The sequence below is a fragment of the Ketobacter alkanivorans genome, from assembly GCF_002863865.1.
In the GTDB taxonomy this organism is placed as follows: Bacteria; Pseudomonadota; Gammaproteobacteria; order Pseudomonadales; family Ketobacteraceae; genus Ketobacter; species Ketobacter alkanivorans.
On record NZ_CP022684.1, the window covers coordinates 775,204 to 795,480 of the forward strand.

Consider the following 20,277-nt stretch of genomic DNA (forward strand, 5'->3'; position numbering starts at 1 on the left):
TTGCAATACTTAAAGATCTATAAAAAAATGAACAATAATAAAGCAGCTCCGGCCCTATCCGCATCTGGGATATGGTCTGTAAAACGCAATCTCAGCGCACTGACTGAAGACAGCTCTGGCACTTTTTATCTGATCAATGGCCTGCGTTTCTTTGGCATGATCTGGATACTTATTGCCCATACGGTGTTCGTGTACAGCCTGTATAACGGCAAAGAAATCTTCTTTCAATCCCTAGAAAGCGCTCCGTTTTATCTATGGTGGATATGGAACGCAGATAAAGCTGTGGACCTGTTCTTTGTTGTAAGCGGATTCCTCATCAGCATCATGCTGCTGAAAGAGCAAAACAAAACCGGCGCTATACAGTTGAAACGGTTTTACTTTCGTCGCTATCTACGATTAACCCCCCTCTATGCCGTCATCGCCATTATTTTCTGGGCCAGCGGAGCCCGTAATCATGAATGGATCTGGGCCAACCTGCTCTACGTAAACAACTTCCTGCACCCAGACAACATGGCCCTGCAATGGACCTGGACCCTGGCAGTAGAAGAACAGTTCTATCTGCTGCTCCCCCTGATTCTGATTTTCATCGCCAAATCGCCGCAGCGTTCCTTTATGCAGACCATGCTGGGCCTATTGGTGCTGTCCTTATTGATCCGATTTGGTGTGCTCTACTACTACGATGAACTGTGGAATAGCAACTATCGGGACATGCTGTCAGACAAAGTCATATCCATGACATTCTACGGCAAGCTTTACGATAACCTGGCCACCCGCTTCGGGCCACTGATCGTCGGTGTTATTGCCGGTTATGGATACTGTTTTCATCAACATGCCATCCAGAACTGGGCACGAGCCACCACGTATCGGCCCCTGGCTCTGAACATTCTCAGCATGGCTGTCATTGTATTTTTTATGTACTTTCCGATTATGGATACACGTTATAGTGAATCCAGTAATGGGTTGCGCCTGTACATCGTCTTCCACCGCACCATATTCAGCATCGCCTTTGCGTGGTTTATGATGTCGGTGTTTCTGCAACTAAGCCACGTGCGCTTTTTCTCCTGGTTTTACTCCCTGAAGATCTGGAATCCCTTAGGGCAGCTCACTTACTCCATATATTTGATTCACTTGATGGTCATTCTGGTGGTGGTACACCCACTCAACAAATACATACAAACACTGGATCTACACCCTGCTCAGGCCATGCTCAGCACCGTGGGTCTGGGAGCGATTCTATCCCTGATTCTTTCTATTATTATCGGCATTCTGTGCTGGCTACTGATCGAAAAGCCGTTTCTGAATATGCGTGAGCTGTTTGAAGTAAACCGTGGCGCACCAAAACCGGTCCCCATGGAATCCAAGGGTTAACCTGACAGCATCAAAATTCATCTAGACCCACTCTCAACATGGCACTATACTGTATATATTTACAGTATAGTGCCATGTTGTATTCCGAACTTCACTGTTTCACCAATTTCAGTTTTCTTAAAGGCGCATCCCATCCAGAAGAACTGGTGCAGCAAGCCACTGCACTGGGTTACAGCGCCCTGGCCATCACCGATGAATGCTCGGTGGCCGGTGTTGTACGAGCACATGTAGCGGCCCGTGAGCAAAACAGCACTCAACACAAGCTGAAGCTCATTGTAGGAACAGATGTCACCACAGTAGAACATTTGCATCTGGTGATTCTGGCCCCCACCCGTCATGCTTATGGGCAACTGTGTACACTGATTACCCGCGCCCGCAGCCGTTGCACAAAAGGCCATTACCAATTGCGGGTAAAGGATCTGGAGCCTGCCACCAGCGAATGCCTGTTCATTTGGTTGCCATCGGCAAAACAATGCCAACAACTTGATGACACCTGCCAGAAGCTGCTGGCCTGCACAGGCAACAGGCTGTGGATCGGACTGGAAAACAACCTGAGGCAACAGGATCACAACCTCTGTCAAAAGCGACAACTGCTGGCACAACAACTGGAACGCCCTGTGGTGGCCTGTGGCAACGTGCATTGCCACATACCAGAGCGCCAACCGCTGCAGGACATCATCACCGCCATTCGCCTTAACACCCACGTACACAGCGCCGGCTTTCAATTACACGCCAACCGGGAAACCAGCCTGCGACCTTTATCGTCTATTCAACCACTGTTTCCGCAAGAGGCCATCCAGCAAACCCAAATCATCCACCAACAGTGCGTTTTCTCATTAGATGAATTGCGCTATGAATACCCCCACGAAGTGGTACCTCCCGGCCACAGTGCGCAATCCTGGTTACAGCAACTGGTAAAAACCGGTATCCGGGCGCGCTGGCCGCAAGGTATTAGCGACAAACTCAGCGCCCAGATCAAAAAAGAGCTAGATCTGATTCACGAGCTGAATTACGAGTACTACTTTCTGACCGTCTACGACATTGTACAGTTCGCCCGCAGCCAGCAGATCCTGTGCCAGGGCCGAGGCTCCGCCGCCAACTCCGCCGTATGTTATTGCCTGTTCATCACAGAAGTCGATCCAGCCAAAAGCAACCTGCTGTTTGAGCGCTTTATCTCTCGGGAGCGTAACGAGCCGCCAGACATCGATGTGGATTTCGAGCACGAGCGACGCGAAGAAGTAATCCAGTTCATCTACCGTAAATACGGCCGCCAAAGAGCAGCCCTTACTGCCACGGTCATCCGTTATCGCATCAAAAGCGCCATCCGCGATGTCGGCAAAGCAATGGGGTTCGATCAAACGCTGCTGGATCAACTGGCCAAATCCATTGGCTGGTGGGATAAACAGGATCAACTGCCTCAGCGTTTGCAAGAGCTTGGCATTAACATCAATAACCTCCGCATTCGACAGTTCAAGCAACTGGTGGACACCCTGCTGGGGTTTCCGCGCCACCTGTCACAGCACGTTGGAGGCTTCATCATCTCTGCCGGGCCATTGGATCAGCTAGTGCCCATTGAAAACGCAACCATGGCCGATCGCACCGTGGTGCAATGGGATAAGGACGATATCGAAGCACTGGGGCTGATGAAGGTAGATGTCCTGGCACTGGGCATGCTTAGCGCCATCCGCAAATGCTTTGATATGCTATACAACCTGCGTGGACAGCGCTGGTCCCTGTCCAGCCTCCCCAGCGAAGATCCCCAAACCTATAAGATGTTGCAACAGGGTGACAGCATTGGCGTATTTCAAGTTGAATCACGCGCCCAGATGGCCATGCTGCCCCGCCTTAAACCTGCCTGCTTTTACGACTTGGTTATCGAGGTGGCCATTGTACGCCCCGGCCCGATCCAAGGTGACATGGTGCACCCCTATCTGCGCAGGCGACAAAAACTGGAGCCTGTAAGCTATGTCAGCAAAGAGGTGGAACAGGTACTAAAACGCACTCTGGGAGTGCCTATTTTTCAGGAACAAGTGATAGAACTGGCCATGGTAGCAGCCGGTTTCAGTGCCGGGGAGGCAGACCAGTTACGACGGGCCATGGCCGCCTGGAAACGCAAAGGGCAATTGCAACAGCACGAAGAGAAACTGGCAAAAGGGCTTCTATCCCGAGGCTATTCCACTGAATTTGCGCAACGCATCATCTCCCAAATCCGCGGCTTTGGGGAATACGGCTTTCCCGAATCTCACGCTGCCAGCTTTGCCCTGCTTGCGTACGCCTCTGCCTGGCTGAAATGTCACGAACCCGCCGCCTTCTGTTGTGCCCTGCTCAACAGCCAGCCCATGGGATTCTATTCCCCCTCACAACTGATCCAGGATGCAAAACGCCACGGGGTTACAGTGCATCCTGTAGACGTACTGCACAGCACATGGGATCACACCTTGGAGAAAGAAGCGATCCGGCTGGGGTTCCGGCTGGTAAAAAACCTATCCCGCAGTGCAGCAGACACACTCATAAACCAAAGACAACACGCACCTTTCCGCTCTATGGCAGATCTGCAACAACGCAGCAAACTCAACAAACGGGACATAGACGCCCTGGCTCACGCCAACGCCTTCGGCTCCCTAAACACACATCGCTTTCAGGCTCGGTGGGAAGTTCAGGGCCTGCAACAGGAATCAGCGTTGCTACAACAACAGCACCAGCAGGAAACCCCCATAGAACTACCCGCTCCTACCGAAGCCGAGAACCTCAATGAAGATTATCATAGCCTGGGGCTGACCCTGGGCCGCCACCCCATGGCACTACTGCGGGATCACCCGGCACTTAAAGGCTACAAGCGACACAACGACCTTTACGCTCTGAGCCATAAACGTTTCGTGCGCATTGCCGGACTGGTCACCGGGCGTCAAAGGCCCGGCACGGCTACCGGCGTAGTATTTATTACCCTGGAAGACGAAACCGGCAACAGCAACATTGTGGTTTGGCGGGATCTGGTGGACTGCAATCGAGCTGCCGTCGTGCATTCCCGCATGCTGAAAATCAAAGGCGTATTGGAACGCGAAGGCGATGTAATTCACGTGATCGCAGGCAGCATCGAGGACTGCAGCCATTTGCTGGGAGAGCTGGAGACCCAATCAAGGGATTTTCATTAATAAGCAACACAATGACAAAAGCCTCCCACAAGAGAGGCTTTTGTATGTAGCAGATACGCTTTTAAAGCGCGGCAGGTTTAGAACTTATAACCCACACCTACCATATAAACCAAAGGATCGATATCCACATCGGTAGTGATCTTGTTGCCTGAATCCAACTTAATGGTGGCACTGGTATCAATATCGATGGTCCAGATAGCCGCGTTCAATACCAGGTTGTCAGACAGCTGATAATCGCAGCCCAGCTCGAAAGCCAACCCAAAAGAATCTTCCAGGCTAACATCGCCATCACCGAAAACAGCCTTGAAATCAGACGTCAGCTTTTCATCAAAGAAAGTAGTGTAGTTCAAACCTACGCCCAAATAAGGCTGAAACACAGAATCACTGGCCATAGGGAAATACTGAATGCTGACCGTAGGGGGTAGATGCTTAAGATCGATGGCATCAAGATCATCACCCAGCCCCTTGGCCGTTACAGTATGAGAAAAAGGCGTCGCCGCCAGGACTTCAACACCAATATCGTCACTCAGCATATAGGTAAACGTCAGGCCTAACTGAGTATTATCATCAACATCAACAGAAGTATCGGATACTACATTGCCATTCAGAACCAGAGGTGTACTGCTGGCATCCGGATCGACCATTGCCAAACCGGCACGAGCAACCATGTCACCTTGTTGATACGCCAGCACAGAGCCAGACGCCATTGCAACGCTCAATGCCAAAACAGATACTGAAGCTTTTAGTTTCACAGCCATGTTATTCCTCTATTTTTTAAGTTAAAACAAGAATCTATAAATCTGGAATGGCTGTAGTCTAAGGTTTAGAAAAGATGCAATAATGACTTAAATCAAAAAGCATTAAAGACCATATGGATAAGGAATGTACAAAATGACTCAGATCAAGATTTCGAAAATCAGTGCAATGTTTGTATTGACCACGAGTGTATTAATAGGGGGATGCGGCTCAAACCCAGTCGCAAGAGGTGTTATTGGTGGCAATCTGACTGACTGCCCGAGCAGCCCTAACTGCGTTTCCTCACAAGCCAAAGATGAAGATCACCTATTCCAGGCCATCCCCTACACTGGATCAGCAGCACAGGCAAAAGATAAACTATTAGAGATTCTCGATGGTTACCCACGCTGCACCATCACCAAAAACGAAGACAACTACATCCGTGCAGAATTCACCACCGCCATCATGCGTTTTACTGATGACGCTGAATTTCTAATTCAGGAAGACAGCATACAAGTACGGTCAGCATCCAGAGTCGGCTACAGCGATCTTGGCAAAAACCGTAGCCGAATGAATGAGATCAAAGACGCACTTGAACCTTGCTGTGAATAAGCCGGATTGGTGTTCACTCAGGTGTTCGGATCCAAATAATCCTTGATTCGGTTCTGAACGGTAATGGCCAGTTTGTCGGGTTCGAATTTCGATAGAAACCCATCGCACCCGACTTTCTCCACCATCGCCTCATTAAAGCTGCCACTAAGGGAAGTATGCAGCACAACAAACAGATCCTTTAAGCGGGGATCATCACGAATCTCACGAGTCAAGCGATAGCCGTCCATTTCAGGCATTTCCGCATCCGTGATCACCATTACCAACTTCTTAGGCACGTCGATCCCTTTGTCGGCCCAGCCCTTCAGCATTTTCAACGCCATAGCACCATCGCTGGCGGAAATCAGCTTAACACCTAACTGCTGCACTGTTTCACGCACCTGGGCAAGGCCCACCGTTGAGTCATCCACAGCCAGAATTTCAAGACCCTGCGCCCGGCTTACCAACTCCTGATCCAACACATCGGGGTTTACCGTGGTGTTGTAAGGCGATACTTCCTGCAATACTTTCTCGACATCAATCACCTCCACCAGCTGATCATCCAGCTTGGTAATGGCAGTAAGATAATGGGAACGCCCCGCACCTTTGGGAGGCGGCATGATTTCCTCCCAGTTCATGTTTACAATCCGATCCACAGACTTGACCATGAACGCCTGAATGGTCCTGTTGTATTCAGAAATGATGATGTTGCAGTTGGTACGATCCTGCAAAGGCCCGAGCCCAATGGCAGCCCCCAGATCAATCACTGGAATGGTGCGCCCTCGAGCGTGAGTAACGCCTATAATGTGGGGATGGCTTTGAGGCATGCTGGTGAGCTTAGGCATAGTCTGCACTTCTTGAATCTTGAACACATTCAATGCGAACAAGCTCCCCCGCTGCAGCCGAAACAGAAGCAGCTCAAGACGATTTTCTCCCACCAACTTTGTACGCTGATCTACCGAGTCAAGTACGCTTGCCATGGCCCTTCCATAATCAATAAAAATAACAGCTTACCTACAGTGTAGACCAGCCCTCACCGCCCCTCTTATTACCTTTTATTATAAAGAGTCAAAGCTACCCTCCGCCCCTCAGGGTTCAACTACACTCAATACATCCAATCTGAAACGACACCTTGCACAGAGACTCGAATGGACTCCACTAACATTCTGCTAGCCAGACAGCCAATTTATGATCGCGATCTAAACCTCCATGCCTATGAACTCCTGTTTCGACCACCACACCCGTCGGACTGGATATGGGATGGCGACATCGCCACCTCGCAGTTGGTTATTAATGCCTTTACAGAAATAGGCATCGATAAGGTCTGCGACAACAAAACCGCCTTCATTAACTTCACCCGTAAGTGGCTTATTTCACCACCGCCATTTGATGCGCAACACGTTACCGTTGAAATTCTTGAAGACGTAGAACCGGATGAAGAAGTGATTGCCGGTGTAACCGCCATGGCCAAGGCTGGATTCACCATCGCGCTGGATGATTTCGAGTTTGATGAAAAGTGGCATCCACTCTTAAAAATGGCAGACATCGTAAAAGTAGATGTACTGGCGCAGAAGGGTGAATCACTGGAACAGCTGGTCGCCAAACTCGCACCCTACAACATAAGGTTGCTGGCAGAAAAAGTAGAAGACTACGATATGCTGGAACGCTGCAAGGCATTAGGATTTGAACTTTTTCAGGGCTTCTTTCTGGCACGGCCACAGAATGTGCATGGCGATAGCATGCCCACCAACAAAATAGTGGTTATGCGGCTATTAGCAGAACTGCAAAACCCGGATGCATCCGTAGCTAAACTCGAAGACATTATCTCCAATGATATTGCCCTCAGCACCAAGATCCTGCGCATCTGCAATACTGCCCAGTATGCAACTCAAAGCAAGATCGATAGCATCCGCCGAGCAGTCGTATTACTAGGCATGAATACCCTACGCCAGTGGTCCAGCCTGATTGCACTGTCGCGTATGTCCGATAAACCCAGCGAACTGATATGCCTCACGCTCAGCCGCGCCAAAATGATGGAACTGCTGGCCAAAGCAGTGGGCAAAGATAACCCGGACGCTTATTTTACCGTAGGTATGTTCTCATTTATTGACGCTTTCTTTGATCAGCCCATAGAAACTTTGCTGCAATCCCTGCCTTTTGAGAACGCCATTAATGATGCATTGTTACATTATGAAGGGGATACGGGTAAACTACTGCGCTATGTCATTGCCCACGAACGGGGCCAATGGGAAGAAATCAATTGGACTTATCTCGAAGGCAACGGTATAAACGAAGCACTGTTCGAGCAAGCCTATATGGAAGCCCTGGTCTGGTCCACTGACGTCATGAAATCCCTGCTGGAATAACTGGAGCCACTCGCTTTTCCAATGAGCATTAAATTGGTTGATATTGGCGTCAACCTCACTGATCACGCCTTTTCCGCCGACCGCGACAACGTCATTGCCCAAGCCTTCGAGGCTGGCGTGACCTCTTTGATCGTAACCGGTACAAACCTAAATGAATCACACCAAGCGGTGAAGCTGTGTCAGCAGTACAACCCTGGATTATGGTGTACGGCAGGCATTCATCCACACCACGCCAAGGAGTGGAACGAGCATCACCTTGCCGAATTAAAGAATCTGACCCATGAACAATGTGTAGTTGCCATAGGTGAAACCGGGCTGGACTTTAATCGCAATTTCTCACCACCTGAGCAGCAGCTTTTTGCATTCGAACAACAACTGAAGCTCGCCGCTGAGGTGGCTTTGCCGGTGTTTCTTCACGAAAGAGACGCCCATACAGAACAATTAAAGCTGCTTAAGCAGTATCGCCCCCATATTCAAGGTGGTGTCATACATTGTTTTACCGGCAATCGCGAAGAACTGGAAAATTACCTTGAGCTGGATCTGTACGTTGGCATTACGGGTTGGATATGTGATGAACGACGTGGGCTACACCTCCAGGAACTGGTGAAATTGATCCCGGAAAACCGCCTGGTACTGGAAACGGATTCACCCTACCTATTACCTCGAACATTGCGACCAAAGCCGAAATCAAGGCGCAATGAACCTCGCCATCTGACTCACATCAATCAACAAATCGCACAAATGCTTGAGTTGAGCGAATCCGAACTGGCAAAGCGCACAACGGACAATGCCAATAGACTGTTTAAACTGAATTGATCCAATGAATAACTTCAGCTTCTGTCACGCATGCGTCTATTCGGGAAGAAACTCCATCAAAGCCTGCTGATCGAATGGCCAAGCCAACTCAGAATCATCTTTAACCCGTTTGATCAGCGGGATACAGGTTCCATAGCGATCAATCAATTCGTCATGATCAGCGATATCGACCTCCTCCACCAGAAAGTAATCAGGGCTCAGAGTAGATTGATATACCTGGCGGGCGACATCACACAAATGACAACCCGCCGTTGTATAGAAGATCAAAGATTCTTTCATGCTAATAATGTTTCACTTTTCAGTTGAACTTTCCAACACCACTCCAGAACGCCAGTAACCATCTTGGGTAAACGCTGCCCATGCCCATTTTAACCAACGCAACATAGACACCACCAACCACAACGACCACACCAGCATGAACGCCCGATACACCCATAATGGTAACGATATAAACCAGGCACTCTGCAACACAGATTCGCCTCGATCTACGAACCAGTTCAGATCATACTGGCTGGAACCATTGCCCACCACACCCATATCAGGGCTACCAATTAAACCATTGGGAATAGCAGCCAGTAATAATGCAAAGGCAACCAGGCTAAACAAAACAATCACCACCTGCAGCAAATTAAACTGAGTACGATTCAGTTTCTTCACCCAGGGCGCTTGTCGTTGCTGCAACAACAAAAACCACAGCACCACGACCACGATGGTCTCCACCCAACCTGCACACAACCCCACCATCAGCAGAATCCAGTGTGTGCTTTTTAAAGGCAATGCCTCCACACGCCCCAATGCAAAGCCCACTACAACCAGTACAATCAATACCCCCCAGAACAGTATCGCAGGCCCCATATCCGGGCCACCCACAAACAACACCCATCGGTTACGGGGTACTTTTACCTGCAATAAATGGTTTACGTAAGCGTCTTCGATGCTAACCACAGGCGACTGACTTTTAAAACCGGATGGACTGGGTTGACGCCAGCTCACCTCAATCCAATGTTCTCCTGGGTTAACTGGAATAATCAGCTTGGGGTTCAACTCATCCACCGCCCGCAGCTCGTTATCCACCGAAACAGACTTCACCCTGGCTTCCGCTGGCAGCTCAATACGCTGCTCTGCCCCCTTGCTGGAAAGCACGTGCAAGCGCAAATTACCACTGGACTCCCGCAAACCCGGTTCCCATTCCTGCATGACCTGATCTATGGTTTTGGTGGCCCCCACCAAGGCCTCCGGACGTGAAATGGCAAGGGTCAAAGATTCTCCGGGATAAGGCTGCCAACGAGGTCGCCAACCACCGTCCAAGGTGCCATCTTTCACTGGGGCCAAGCCTTCGGCCTGCATGCGCCACAGAGGCGACACTTCCACCTGCCAGAGCTCTGCCCAACTAGCCGTATTCGCAGCCTGCAGAGTCAGCAGTGAAGTTTTTTCCAAAGCGGAAAACCACACCAACTGCTTCTGACCCGGTTTTAATACGGCCTTGGCCATTCCCTCTGCCACTTCCAAATCCTGACTGGTAACAGACTCACCCTCAATCAATGGTATATCCAAGCTGATACCACCATCCTCTGGAGCAACCCGTTTGACTCGGGTTTCCATATACCAATTGCGCCCCAAACGCAGGATGCGCTCAACACTGACAAACGCCGCTATTGGGTCTGGATTTAACTGCACTTCCTCCAGCGCTATTTGCTGTCGTAAGGCATTCACCGGTTGAAAGTGCAACGTATTCGAAAGCAGACGGCCGCTATCCAATCCCCGCACGGTAAAATCATCACTGACTACCTGCAAGTTATGAGGTTGCACCCCAAAGGTAAGCTGGAAAGGCATGATCGAATCCAACGTTCCGGAGAGGGTAAGTTGATGTGCCCCATGAGGGACAAACAATTCGAGCTGGGCTGAATTGAGGGCTGAACCGGTAGCGGATTTGCGCGCATAATGAGGCTCCCCATCCAATAGCACGCTATCGACTCGCCATTGTTTCTGGCTATCGGGCAGCGGCCAATAAACCTCCCGCTGCGCATTCAACGTCAAGCGAATCGTTACTCGGTTCGACTGAATATCAATGCGAGACTTCACAATTGACAAACAGGCAGGCGTACAATTTTGTTCCTGTAATTGCCTGCTGGCCAATTCATCCAGCATTTCATTATCAGGGAATTCAGCCTTCGCATCCCGCGCAACCGGCATCATCGCCATCAAAGCAAAAATCATAATGCCCAACTTGCCAAAGGTTGCTCCCGTTGGAGGCCAACGCCCTTTAATCTGTGACAACCCAAGCAACGCTGCCAGCAATAACACCGTCAACACAACCCTGGCCCAACTCAAGATTCTGTTTTCATAGGGTTCAAGCAGCCACAGGGTGACGGTCTCATCCGAGGTTACCGGGCCAGACCACTGTAAAAATGTACGCTGCCACGCCCAGTTGGGTAACCCAGGCCCGGTCTGCGCGGCAAGCCCCGGATCATGCTGATCCAGCCGCTCAGATGCGCCATAGGAGGAGTACATTCTAGGTGGACTGGCTTTTGCTGCAGCAGGCATACTGGCGAAACTGACATCCATCTCCCTGTTACGTTGCGATTCTGGTGAACCGGAAACGGGCTGAGCGCCCATTTGGATCCAGGGTTGCTGCAACTGCGGATACATACCAAGCCGGGCTTGCTCAACCATAAAACCCAACATCCACAACACCAATGCCAGCGCCGCAGCGCCGCCATAAAACTTAAGTACACGCTGCAACCTGCCTGCGGGCAATAACAGCAGCAACGTCATAACAACAATCACGTTTAATAACAAATACAGGAACACAGTGGCCTCAGGATAAATTAATACCAACGCCACGCCAGTGATGAGCGCAGCCCAGGCACCTCTAAGTCGCAAAATTGCGGCTATAGTAATCAGCACAATAAATACATCCCACACGCTCCAGCTATCCAACCATGTGTTACTGGAACGCTCCATGCCGGTTGCCATCAACACTCGCCACCCCGGCGGCAAATGCAAGGTAGCGCGCAAGCTGTCAACGTCATGCAACCACCCCACAGCAGGTAACTTGTGCTTATGGGTTCCTTGCTTCAATGTCTGGCGGCTCAGCGCTTCAGCCTGTAACTGACGATCACGCACCTCCACCCCTTGCAGCCCATCACTTATGGTAATCACCTGAGGACCACCATTGAGGCTGAGGCTGCCAAGTTGCAAGCGAGGATCCACATTGACACGCCAGCCCCTGTTCATTGAACCCCGGATTCTGTCTTGCAGAGTTATCCCTGCACCGTCAAAGTCCAGCCACAGATCACGCTCAACATTGAGCTGATTGGGAGACGGCTGTGGATCACCTCGTCGTAGCTCAACCAGGTTCAGCGCCTGCCCCTGTCGCACATGATACGCAGGCCATTGCCGCCAAGCCTCCGGCAAAGCGGTTTGAGCGGGGTCGATACTGTCTGCTCCCTCAACCCTGACCTGCCTTAAAGCCGGACGCGCCTCAAACACCCACACTTCCTCTTCTGGCCAGAAACCCTCGTCGCTGGTTTCCAAAAACACTTTTGCCACCGGGACATTTTGATGTGCCTGCAATCGAACCTGCCATTGCCCAGGGCGAAGCTGTATCCGTAAGCGCCCACCCTGATCCACACGGGCAGGCAGGGGGCTGTTCAATAAACGGGGTGTAAACTGATCAAACAACAACTTCCCCAGCGTCACTTCACGTGATTTTCCAGAGACCTCCAGATCAACCCGCGTCTCTATCACAAAGGGAATATCGTCGGTTAGCTTTCGGTACACGCGTACCGTCAACTTATCTTCAGCCTGCGCTTCAACTTTAGCCGTTGTGGAAATTTCGCTGGCAAACCATAAGCGTCCGTCATCATCTACATTAGGCCGGTTGATGACAGCTCCATTAATGGTTAGCTGTATCAACGCAATGTTTGGAGGTAACAAAACCGATTCAGGGATTCGCTGCCATGGAATAAAACCCACGATATGATGACTGCCTTTTGCCAACCTAAGAACCGGGGTTTCACCTTGCTCGAATACCAGGCCCTCCACCCCATTGACCAACACAGATTCCGGCCAATAGCGATCGCCTCCAGGCAGAGACACCAACCCTTTCGCAAAGAGTTGCCATTGCTGCTCAAACTGCAGCCCCTCTTCGGTAACCCGCAATTGCAGAGTTCCCGGCCACTGACATTGGCGGCGCTCAAAAGTGGAATATAAGAAAGGACACTGAATATCGGAGTGATTACGCAACGACCATTCTTGCCAAGGCACTAAAGGCGAAGGCACAGAAAAATCAGCGGCAGCCAGCCGGGGCATCAGGCAACACACAAAACCGATCCACAACAGACCACGCCAAAGCATTTGCAACTCCCCAATCAAAGCAACGATTTATTAAATATGAATATTAAAGCATGCATGTGAGCGCCCTGAGCGGAACTCACTCTTCAGAATAAACAGATTAGGCGGGCAGAAAAACCCAAAGTTGAAGTATTTTTGAACCGGTTCTCAGGCCAGGGCTTCTACAAACTCCCTGAACGCTGCCCCGGTACCCTGGTTGGTTTCAGCATCAGAGTGAAAGCGGCTGATTAACTCACGCAATAGATCCTGGGTATTGATACGACCACCGTCGATGGACTTCACGGCCTCGCCAGCCTCTCGAGTCTGGTTGGCAAACGCCCCCAGTCTGGGCATCGCATCACTAAAACCGCTACCCTCGCGGCCAGCCATATTGTCAATGGCCACATAGGTGTCCCTGACTGCCACCACTTGAGATTGTTTAATATCCACCGCAAAAGCTGCCAATTCGCTGGTATCCATGCCGACACTCATGGCCTGATCGAAGGCCTGCTCAACATTGCCTCCAAAGAAGGTCTCCGCCACCCCATTCACCTGTTGAAACAGATCTTTCAGAGCGGAAATCTCACCCTCATCCAGTTCACCTTCCACTGAAAAAGACAAATTGTCGTAACTCGAAAAACCAACGCTAAAACCATCCACCTGCACATCTTCTGCTTGCAGGTTATATTGACTGGCATAGCCACTTTGCCCTGAGTTCACCAACAGTTTAATGGTGTCGCCATCCTGGGTAACAACCTCCATCTCAAAGCTACGGTCACGCTGAAACGCAACCTCACTGTTCTTGTAAGATGTCGCTGCTACCGGCTGAGGGTCAATCTCCTGACCGAACAACTCCTCACCCAATGCCTCCAGCCCATCAGCCAGTTTTGTCACAGTAGAATAAAAATTATCTCGCACCTCACCCTGAAACAGGCCATTCGTTTGAATAATGTCTTTTGCTTCCCGCAGCCCCTTTTTGATACCGCTTAATGCCTGCTGATACAGATCCTGAAGCTTTTCATCCGATGCTCCATTGGCCTTTTCAGCAGCCAGGCGATCCGTCACGAAACCGAGTATTCGATCAGACACGGCCTGCGGGGAAAAATCGGTCTCTGACTGAGTCCCGGGTACAGTAGACGAGTCTGCTCCTGGAATTTTGCTGGTGACCGTGACCTGTAACTTTTCGTACGCCACCGCCAGGGTCTGCTCGATTGTGGAAGTACTGACTGTAGGCTGGATAGGTGCGCCCTGTTTAAGGTGTCCAGGCGCAGAATGGTGCCCCATGGCGTGATGCCGACCTCCATGATGGCCTTTGTCAGCACCAAAGAAATCGTTTTTAAACAGTGGGTTAAAGGAAAACATGGCCTCTTCTCCCGTGCCTCGCCAGCACAGTGATGATCAAACGTACGAGCCCTGACATCGAAACAAGCACCCAATACTTCTATATCGGCCTGCACCAAAGAACCTTTAACTAAAAAATACTGACCATAATTCAAGGTGTTAAGAGAAAACTAACTGTGCACGTCCGTAATTCATGGGCCATACTCAATGTTGAGGAAATCCATATAGGCAAAAAGCACAACATGTCCACCGAGTTTTTGATCGCAATTCAGGCCTTTTTAGCAATAATCACCGCCATGGTGATCCTGCTGCTGATCATTCGCCGACAGAAGAAAACCATCAATCAACTGAAAGACATCCTGACCACGATTAAGGAAGACATCAGCGGCGAAAACCTGACCGGATATTTTCAGACTGAAATCGATAACACCACCGCCCACTGCGCGCAGGAAACCATTGCACTGCGCCCGGATCTGCCTCCTGATGACATGGCAATATCCATCCGATATTTAGTGCTGCAAGCCGAACTTTCGCTTATTCAGGATCATGTGGGCGCAACCAACACACCGTGGCGAGAGCAAATCAAAAATTACATTCACCTTGCGGAAAAAATCACCGACTTGATCAAGGCAAGAGTGGACAATGCCACCAAAACGCTCAACGAATCCCACAACGAAGAAATATCCACCAAAGATGAAGTCATAGCCAAACTTGAGTCTGAAAAACAGGACAGCCTTGAACAACTGAACAACCTAAAACCATTAGTCTCATGCTTGGAATCCGCAGCGCAAAGCGACATGCAACGCAACGATCTGGAGCTTCAGTTACATAAAGCGCTACTGAGTATCTGTGAGAACTTCAGCAACAGCGAGAACCTGCGGGAGCTGGTGTACCTTTTACATGAAGCCTACCACGAGTCGAGCGGAACCACCGATGGGCAAGCATCACCAGCTACCAACGGACAAACTGGCGGCTTTGCGCAAGAACAAAACATCAACATGCTCAACAACATTATCGATCAGCAGAATGCGACCATAAAATCGCTGAGAGAGCTGATCGCCTCCATGGAAGAAGGTGCAGACCGGGAGAGTCTCACGCATTCCGTTAATGATCTTGAGTCAGCGATTCAACAAGGTGGGGAATGCCTGGACTCAATCATGAATGAAATGCAGTATGAACCAAGCGAAGTTATTCATGATGAGAAAGTGAATGAGGTTATAGAAACCTTTATCGAAGAAAGCGCAGTAATGGTCGAGAAAATCCATATGCTCAGCAACCAGAACAAGCAGCTGATGTTGGAAAACGACGAAATGCGAGCCGCATTGGAAGCCAGCACAGAAAGTGACGACCCTCTCGTAGTGGGTTTAAAAATGAAATTAGAAACCCAGAAAGAAGAAATGATTTCACTACAACAGAACTTCACCGAACTGGAAGAACGTTATCTAGCCCTTTACGAAGAGCAAGGAGGCAACCAGGCACCGCCATTGCTGTAGAATAGCCAGCCGCGTCATCGATGTTACTACTGTTTATTTTTATTCAAAAGGCTTGCTGCCACCTTGGAAATATTCTTTCTAAATGCAGGATCAATAAGTTCGCTCTGAACATAAACCTTGGCCAAGCTATCCTCAAGCTTTTTCAAATCCATATTAAGCCGAATACTGTTTGGATCGCCAGGCGCTATACCAAGGCTTTTGCGCATCTCCTGACCCAACATATTGATAATCTGACTGGTTTTGCCTTTCTTCTTCTCAAGGTTCTGCTCAAAAGTACGAAACACTTCATTGCTGCGAATAATCAAGGCATCAACCTGCGATTTCTGCCGTAGAGCGGCACTCTCAGCCATGATTCCTTCATATCTGGCCTGAACACCTCGCATTAAGGTACCAAGGTTATCTTTCAATCGTGCGTAACGTTCTGCGTCCTCCTTGGGAGGGTTTTCAATAAGGATACAACAACTGTCTTCGAACAGCATGAGATGAGGTGATTCAACTGTTTTACCGCTTGAGATCTTACTGTGAAGCTGTGACTTAAGGGACTCACTAGCGCCGGTTTCAGGAAAAAACACGTAGCTGTTTGCCTTCTTTATGCCAACAATAGGCTTAAGACCAAAGGTAGTAACGGATCTTACCAGCTCAGCACCCAACTGCTCATGACTGATGCACCTGAAACTGGTAAGCATAAACAGCACCACAATGCCCAGGTCAGAATTGGCCATAAAAGCATTGTATGCAGCGTCAGATGTGGATGTCAGCTCTCGTTCAAGTGACTCAATTTTCATCAACAGCGATTCCTGATCGGAATCCAGCACCATACTTCCAAGTGGATCTTCCTGATCCGATACATTAACCTCGCGCTCCCCTTCATAATGCCCCTTCCGCTGATTCGCATCGGAGGCAAGTCGCAGTTGCGCATTCTGTTCTTCCAACGCGCTCTTTTCTCGCTTCAGAACAGCAATTCGTTCATCTCTGTCATCCAGGGAGCTCTTTAAACCAAAGCTATCTTCCTGAGCTTTTTTTAACGTTTTTTCCTGCTGATTGTACTTTTTTTCGAGATCCTGAAGCTGCTTCTCCAGCGAAGCCAGTATGTTCCTTTCTATCTGCGCTTTACTGCTATTTGCATCATATTCAGTGGAACGAGATGCCTGTTGATCACCACTCTCCGCCCCAGATTCCGACGCGAACAGCGTCATGGCTTCCTGCTTAAGCCGCTTATCCAAATCAAAAAAGAATGATCGGAAACGATCCGAATTGTTGAGTCGGTCTTTATATACATTCATAAGGGTATCGGGCCTCAACTCTCGGGCCTCAATATCCAGGGTCTGAACAAATTTCTCATGGGTCAGGTAGGCTAACACCACCGGTTGAAGGCGGGCGCGCATTACACGCCAAAACCGATCCTCATAGGCATTAAACGGCAGGCATGAACGCTCAGCTTCCAGAAATATACAGCGCAGTGTAGCGACTTGCTGATCAATCGAACCCTCCGGGTCCAGCAGAGCCTCGTCACTCACACCGAGTTCAGCTAACCGATCACGCGTAAACCCCAGAGCCAACTCGATAAACTCTTCGATGGTTCTTACGTCAGTAACAGATTGACTGCTCTGCTCCTTGTTGCTCATTCCTTCACCTTAGCTCTTTACATATTTTCAGATTAGCAAAGAATTCAGGAATTTAACGCTGCAACGATTATTTGTGCCTGAATTCCCAGCAATGGTGTATGGGCTTTCCACGGGAGAAATCAGGCGGCAGGCTGTCCTTGGTAATATCCTTAACGTCATAACGCTCCATCAACTCGGGCTCAAGCTGGAAGCGATTGAAATTATTAGAAAAAACCAGCAAACCACCGGGCTCAAGGCGCTTCATGGCCAAATCCAGCAATTCAACTTGAGATTGCTGGACATCAAAAAACCCCTGCATACGTTTAGAGTTCGAAAAAGTAGGTGGATCCACAAAAATGAGATCAAACTGATCATTTGTCTTCTTCAACCACTCCATACAATCACTGCGTATCAGCTGGTGGTTGCTTTCCGCACAACCATTCAGATACAGGTTATTGCGCGCCCATTGCAGGTACGTGGCAGACATATCCACTGAGGTTGTCTTTTTGGCACCACCAATGGCCGCATGCACAGTGGCCGCTCCGGTGTAACAATACAAATTAAGGAAGCGAAGGCCTTTGGACAAGGACTGCATCCGAACCCGGGTAGGCCGGTGATCCAGAAACAAACCCGAATCCAGATAATCATCTAAATTAACCAGAAGCAAAGCGCCAGCCTCATCAATAGGCAGCATACGACGGGTTTCGCTTAACTTTTGATATTGAGTAGCACCCTTCTGCCGTTGGCGACTTTTCACATGGATGTATGAGAAAGGAATATCAAAAAAGCGTTTAAGACTTTCAAGCGCATCCTGTAACCGTTGTTGGGCTTTTTCAAGGTTAACGGTTTTTGGAGGAGCATACTCCTGCACATGCAGATGACCGTTATACCAGTCAATCGCCAGGTTGTATTCAGGGATATCCGCATCATAAACCCGATAAGCGGTTACATGCTCTTTATCCGCCCATTTTTGCAGGGTTTTCAGGTTCTTCTTTATTCGATTCAGTAAATCTTTAGCAGGAGCATTTTCAATACAGTCGTGTTGCAGCGCAGGTGTAACAGGTACGCATTGATGGGACGAACGTTTAACCACGGTACCACTGCGAATCACGCAACGAATCGGACCATTAAATACTCGGTGCGTTTGGGGATCATCCAATTGCAGCGCATCGGCATATTCAACATCGTTAGTAATAATGGCAGCACGCCAATGTTCGCAGTTTTCCTGCAAGCGGCGAGCGATTGCTCGATATAGAAAGATTAAATCTGCATCCTTATCCAGGCGTTCGCCATAGGGCGGATTGGATACAACCATGCCCCGCACAGCGTCCCCTGTCCTTAAGGCAAACTGTGCCAGTTCACGTCGTTCAACATGAATGTTGCCCTGCAACCCAGCGGCCTCGATGTTCTTCATTGCCGCCTGTATAGATGCATTATCAGAATCGTAGCCCTTGATTTGAAATGAGAAATTCTCTGAAATATCTTTCGCAGCAGCTCGACTCACCGCATCCTGCCAGATGCTTTCATCATGATAGGCCCAAGCCTCGAAGCCAAACCGCTTACGAATCAGTCCCGGTGCCATACCAGCCTGCATCATGGCCGCTTCTATCAACAAGGTGCCAGAGCCGCACATGGGATCTACTAACTGCGGATAATCCGCATCAGGCCAACCCGCACTCATCAACAATGCTGCAGCCAGTGTTTCTTTTAAGGGGGCGTCATTTTGAGCCACCCGGTAACCACGCTTGTGCAGAGGATCTCCGGCAAGATCCAATGAAACCTGTACAGTCTCACGATCAAAGTGAACGTGGATACGAATATCTGGATTACGGGTATCAACGTTGGGCCGATCGCCCTGGAAATGTCGAAAGTAATCCATGACAGCATCTTTGGTACGATAAGTAAGATACTGAGTGTTAACCTTTACGCTGGCATCTTTTGAAGTGGATATGGCAACACTTTCATTCAACGAAAAATGGGACTGCCAATGAACCTGGCGCAAGTTATGGTAGAAGTCGTCTTCGTTTTTATAGGTAAATTCAGCGATTGGCAGCAGAATTCTTGAGGCAACCCTCGACCATAAACAAAAATCATACAGACTTTTCAGCTCCACGGGCCCTTCAACTGCACCACGTACCAGCTGGTATGAATCACCTGCAATTGATTGAATTTCTTGCAATAAAAAATTTTCCAGGCCACCAGCACAGGTAATTACCAGGCGTGACGATTTCCAGTCATTTATATTCATTCAGCTTAAACACCGTTTGTAAGCCCATGAAATTTATCAAATCCCATTCAGGCGGCCTATTTTATCAATTACTCAATTTAATTGATTCGTGTCTTCTTTATGACAATTTTTTTGTCGACATCATTCTAAAAGTTCGGTACTAATGTAAGTCCGGGCCTTAATAAGAGCCCCTCTTCCTTACCAGCAACATCTTTTAGAAAGGAGTTTCTCTTCTAGTTCATACAGTCAACA

At 49.3% G+C, this 20,277-nt stretch carries 13 protein-coding genes; 6 read left to right on the plus strand and 7 right to left on the minus strand.

Features of this window, described 5'->3' with window-relative positions:
* Positions 1 to 27: 27 nt before the first annotated feature.
* Together Kalk_RS03130 and Kalk_RS03135 are read left to right on the plus strand one after the other, a co-directional pair.
* The gene (locus Kalk_RS03130) at positions 28 to 1,368 is read left to right on the plus strand and encodes an acyltransferase family protein (protein WP_158643283.1); all 1,341 of its coding nucleotides are present in this window, start codon (positions 28 to 30) and stop codon (positions 1,366 to 1,368) included.
* A gap of 74 nt (positions 1,369 to 1,442) precedes the next feature.
* The gene (locus Kalk_RS03135) at positions 1,443 to 4,520 is read left to right on the plus strand and encodes an error-prone DNA polymerase (protein WP_101892817.1); all 3,078 of its coding nucleotides are present in this window, start codon (positions 1,443 to 1,445) and stop codon (positions 4,518 to 4,520) included.
* 77 nt (positions 4,521 to 4,597) lie between these two features.
* Here Kalk_RS03135 and Kalk_RS03140 read toward each other — a convergent pair whose 3' ends face one another.
* Entirely contained in the window at positions 4,598 to 5,278 is a 681-nt protein-coding gene (locus tag Kalk_RS03140) for an OmpW/AlkL family protein (RefSeq protein WP_101892818.1), read from the minus strand.
* Between the two features lie 133 nt (positions 5,279 to 5,411).
* Here Kalk_RS03140 and Kalk_RS03145 point away from each other — a divergent pair, with 133 nt between their 5' ends.
* Positions 5,412 to 5,867, plus strand: a complete 456-nt coding sequence (locus Kalk_RS03145) for a DUF1499 domain-containing protein (RefSeq protein ID WP_158643284.1) — start codon at positions 5,412 to 5,414, stop codon at positions 5,865 to 5,867.
* 17 nt (positions 5,868 to 5,884) lie between these two features.
* Here the strand turns inward: Kalk_RS03145 and Kalk_RS03150 are convergent, their stop codons facing one another.
* Positions 5,885 to 6,823 carry a chemotaxis protein CheV gene (locus Kalk_RS03150; protein ID WP_101892820.1) on the minus strand — a complete coding sequence of 313 codons (939 nt, stop codon included), beginning with the start codon at positions 6,821 to 6,823 and terminating at the stop codon, positions 5,885 to 5,887.
* Positions 6,824 to 6,991: 168 nt separating this feature from the next.
* Between Kalk_RS03150 and Kalk_RS03155 the strand changes: the two genes are divergently transcribed.
* Entirely contained in the window at positions 6,992 to 8,209 is a 1,218-nt protein-coding gene (locus tag Kalk_RS03155; RefSeq protein ID WP_101892821.1) for an EAL and HDOD domain-containing protein, read from the plus strand.
* Positions 8,210 to 8,236: 27 nt separating this feature from the next.
* Complete coding sequence (locus Kalk_RS03160) at positions 8,237 to 9,025, plus strand: TatD family hydrolase (RefSeq protein ID WP_407656850.1); 789 nt, start codon at positions 8,237 to 8,239, stop codon at positions 9,023 to 9,025.
* 36 nt (positions 9,026 to 9,061) lie between these two features.
* On the opposite strand, the gene Kalk_RS03165 is transcribed toward Kalk_RS03160, so the two are convergent.
* From Kalk_RS03165 to Kalk_RS03175, 3 genes are all read right to left on the minus strand, one after another.
* Positions 9,062 to 9,304 carry a glutaredoxin family protein gene (locus Kalk_RS03165; RefSeq protein ID WP_101892822.1) on the minus strand — a complete coding sequence of 81 codons (243 nt, stop codon included), beginning with the start codon at positions 9,302 to 9,304 and terminating at the stop codon, positions 9,062 to 9,064.
* Between the two features lie 12 nt (positions 9,305 to 9,316).
* Complete coding sequence (locus tag Kalk_RS03170) at positions 9,317 to 13,384, minus strand: hypothetical protein (RefSeq protein ID WP_101892823.1); 4,068 nt, start codon at positions 13,382 to 13,384, stop codon at positions 9,317 to 9,319.
* A 144-nt stretch (positions 13,385 to 13,528) separates the two neighbouring features.
* Positions 13,529 to 14,722 (minus strand): DUF5610 domain-containing protein, encoded by a 1,194-nt coding sequence (locus tag Kalk_RS03175; RefSeq protein ID WP_101892824.1) that lies wholly within the window; start codon positions 14,720 to 14,722, stop codon positions 13,529 to 13,531.
* A 155-nt stretch (positions 14,723 to 14,877) separates the two neighbouring features.
* Here Kalk_RS03175 and Kalk_RS03180 point away from each other — a divergent pair, with 155 nt between their 5' ends.
* Positions 14,878 to 16,194, plus strand: a complete 1,317-nt coding sequence (locus Kalk_RS03180; RefSeq protein ID WP_158643285.1) for a coiled-coil domain-containing protein — start codon at positions 14,878 to 14,880, stop codon at positions 16,192 to 16,194.
* Positions 16,195 to 16,220: 26 nt separating this feature from the next.
* Here the strand turns inward: Kalk_RS03180 and Kalk_RS03185 are convergent, their stop codons facing one another.
* Positions 16,221 to 17,819: a hypothetical protein gene (locus Kalk_RS03185; RefSeq protein ID WP_101892826.1), complete on the minus strand. Its 1,599-nt coding sequence runs from the start codon at positions 17,817 to 17,819 to the stop codon at positions 16,221 to 16,223.
* Between the two features lie 67 nt (positions 17,820 to 17,886).
* Positions 17,887 to 20,046, minus strand: a complete 2,160-nt coding sequence (gene rlmKL / locus Kalk_RS03190) for a bifunctional 23S rRNA (guanine(2069)-N(7))-methyltransferase RlmK/23S rRNA (guanine(2445)-N(2))-methyltransferase RlmL (RefSeq protein WP_101892827.1) — start codon at positions 20,044 to 20,046, stop codon at positions 17,887 to 17,889.
* Positions 20,047 to 20,277 lie beyond the last annotated feature (231 nt).

What these genes read in the sequence shown, in the direction of transcription:
- Kalk_RS03185 (WP_101892826.1), bottom strand. Translation starts at nt 17,819, where the DNA reads ATGAGCAACAAGGAGCAGAGCAGTCAATCTGTTACTGACGTAAGAACC.
- Kalk_RS03150 (WP_101892820.1), bottom strand. Translation starts at nt 6,823, where the DNA reads ATGGCAAGCGTACTTGACTCGGTAGATCAGCGTACAAAGTTGGTGGGA.
- Kalk_RS03175 (WP_101892824.1), bottom strand. Translation starts at nt 14,722, where the DNA reads ATGTTTTCCTTTAACCCACTGTTTAAAAACGATTTCTTTGGTGCTGAC.
- Kalk_RS03145 (WP_158643284.1), top strand. Translation starts at nt 5,412, where the DNA reads ATGACTCAGATCAAGATTTCGAAAATCAGTGCAATGTTTGTATTGACC.
- Kalk_RS03170 (WP_101892823.1), bottom strand. Translation starts at nt 13,384, where the DNA reads ATGCTTTGGCGTGGTCTGTTGTGGATCGGTTTTGTGTGTTGCCTGATG.
- Kalk_RS03165 (WP_101892822.1), bottom strand. Translation starts at nt 9,304, where the DNA reads ATGAAAGAATCTTTGATCTTCTATACAACGGCGGGTTGTCATTTGTGT.
- Kalk_RS03135 (WP_101892817.1), top strand. Translation starts at nt 1,443, where the DNA reads ATGTTGTATTCCGAACTTCACTGTTTCACCAATTTCAGTTTTCTTAAA.
- Kalk_RS03130 (WP_158643283.1), top strand. Translation starts at nt 28, where the DNA reads ATGAACAATAATAAAGCAGCTCCGGCCCTATCCGCATCTGGGATATGG.
- Kalk_RS03155 (WP_101892821.1), top strand. Translation starts at nt 6,992, where the DNA reads ATGGACTCCACTAACATTCTGCTAGCCAGACAGCCAATTTATGATCGC.
- Kalk_RS03140 (WP_101892818.1), bottom strand. Translation starts at nt 5,278, where the DNA reads ATGGCTGTGAAACTAAAAGCTTCAGTATCTGTTTTGGCATTGAGCGTT.
- rlmKL (WP_101892827.1), bottom strand. Translation starts at nt 20,046, where the DNA reads ATGAATATAAATGACTGGAAATCGTCACGCCTGGTAATTACCTGTGCT.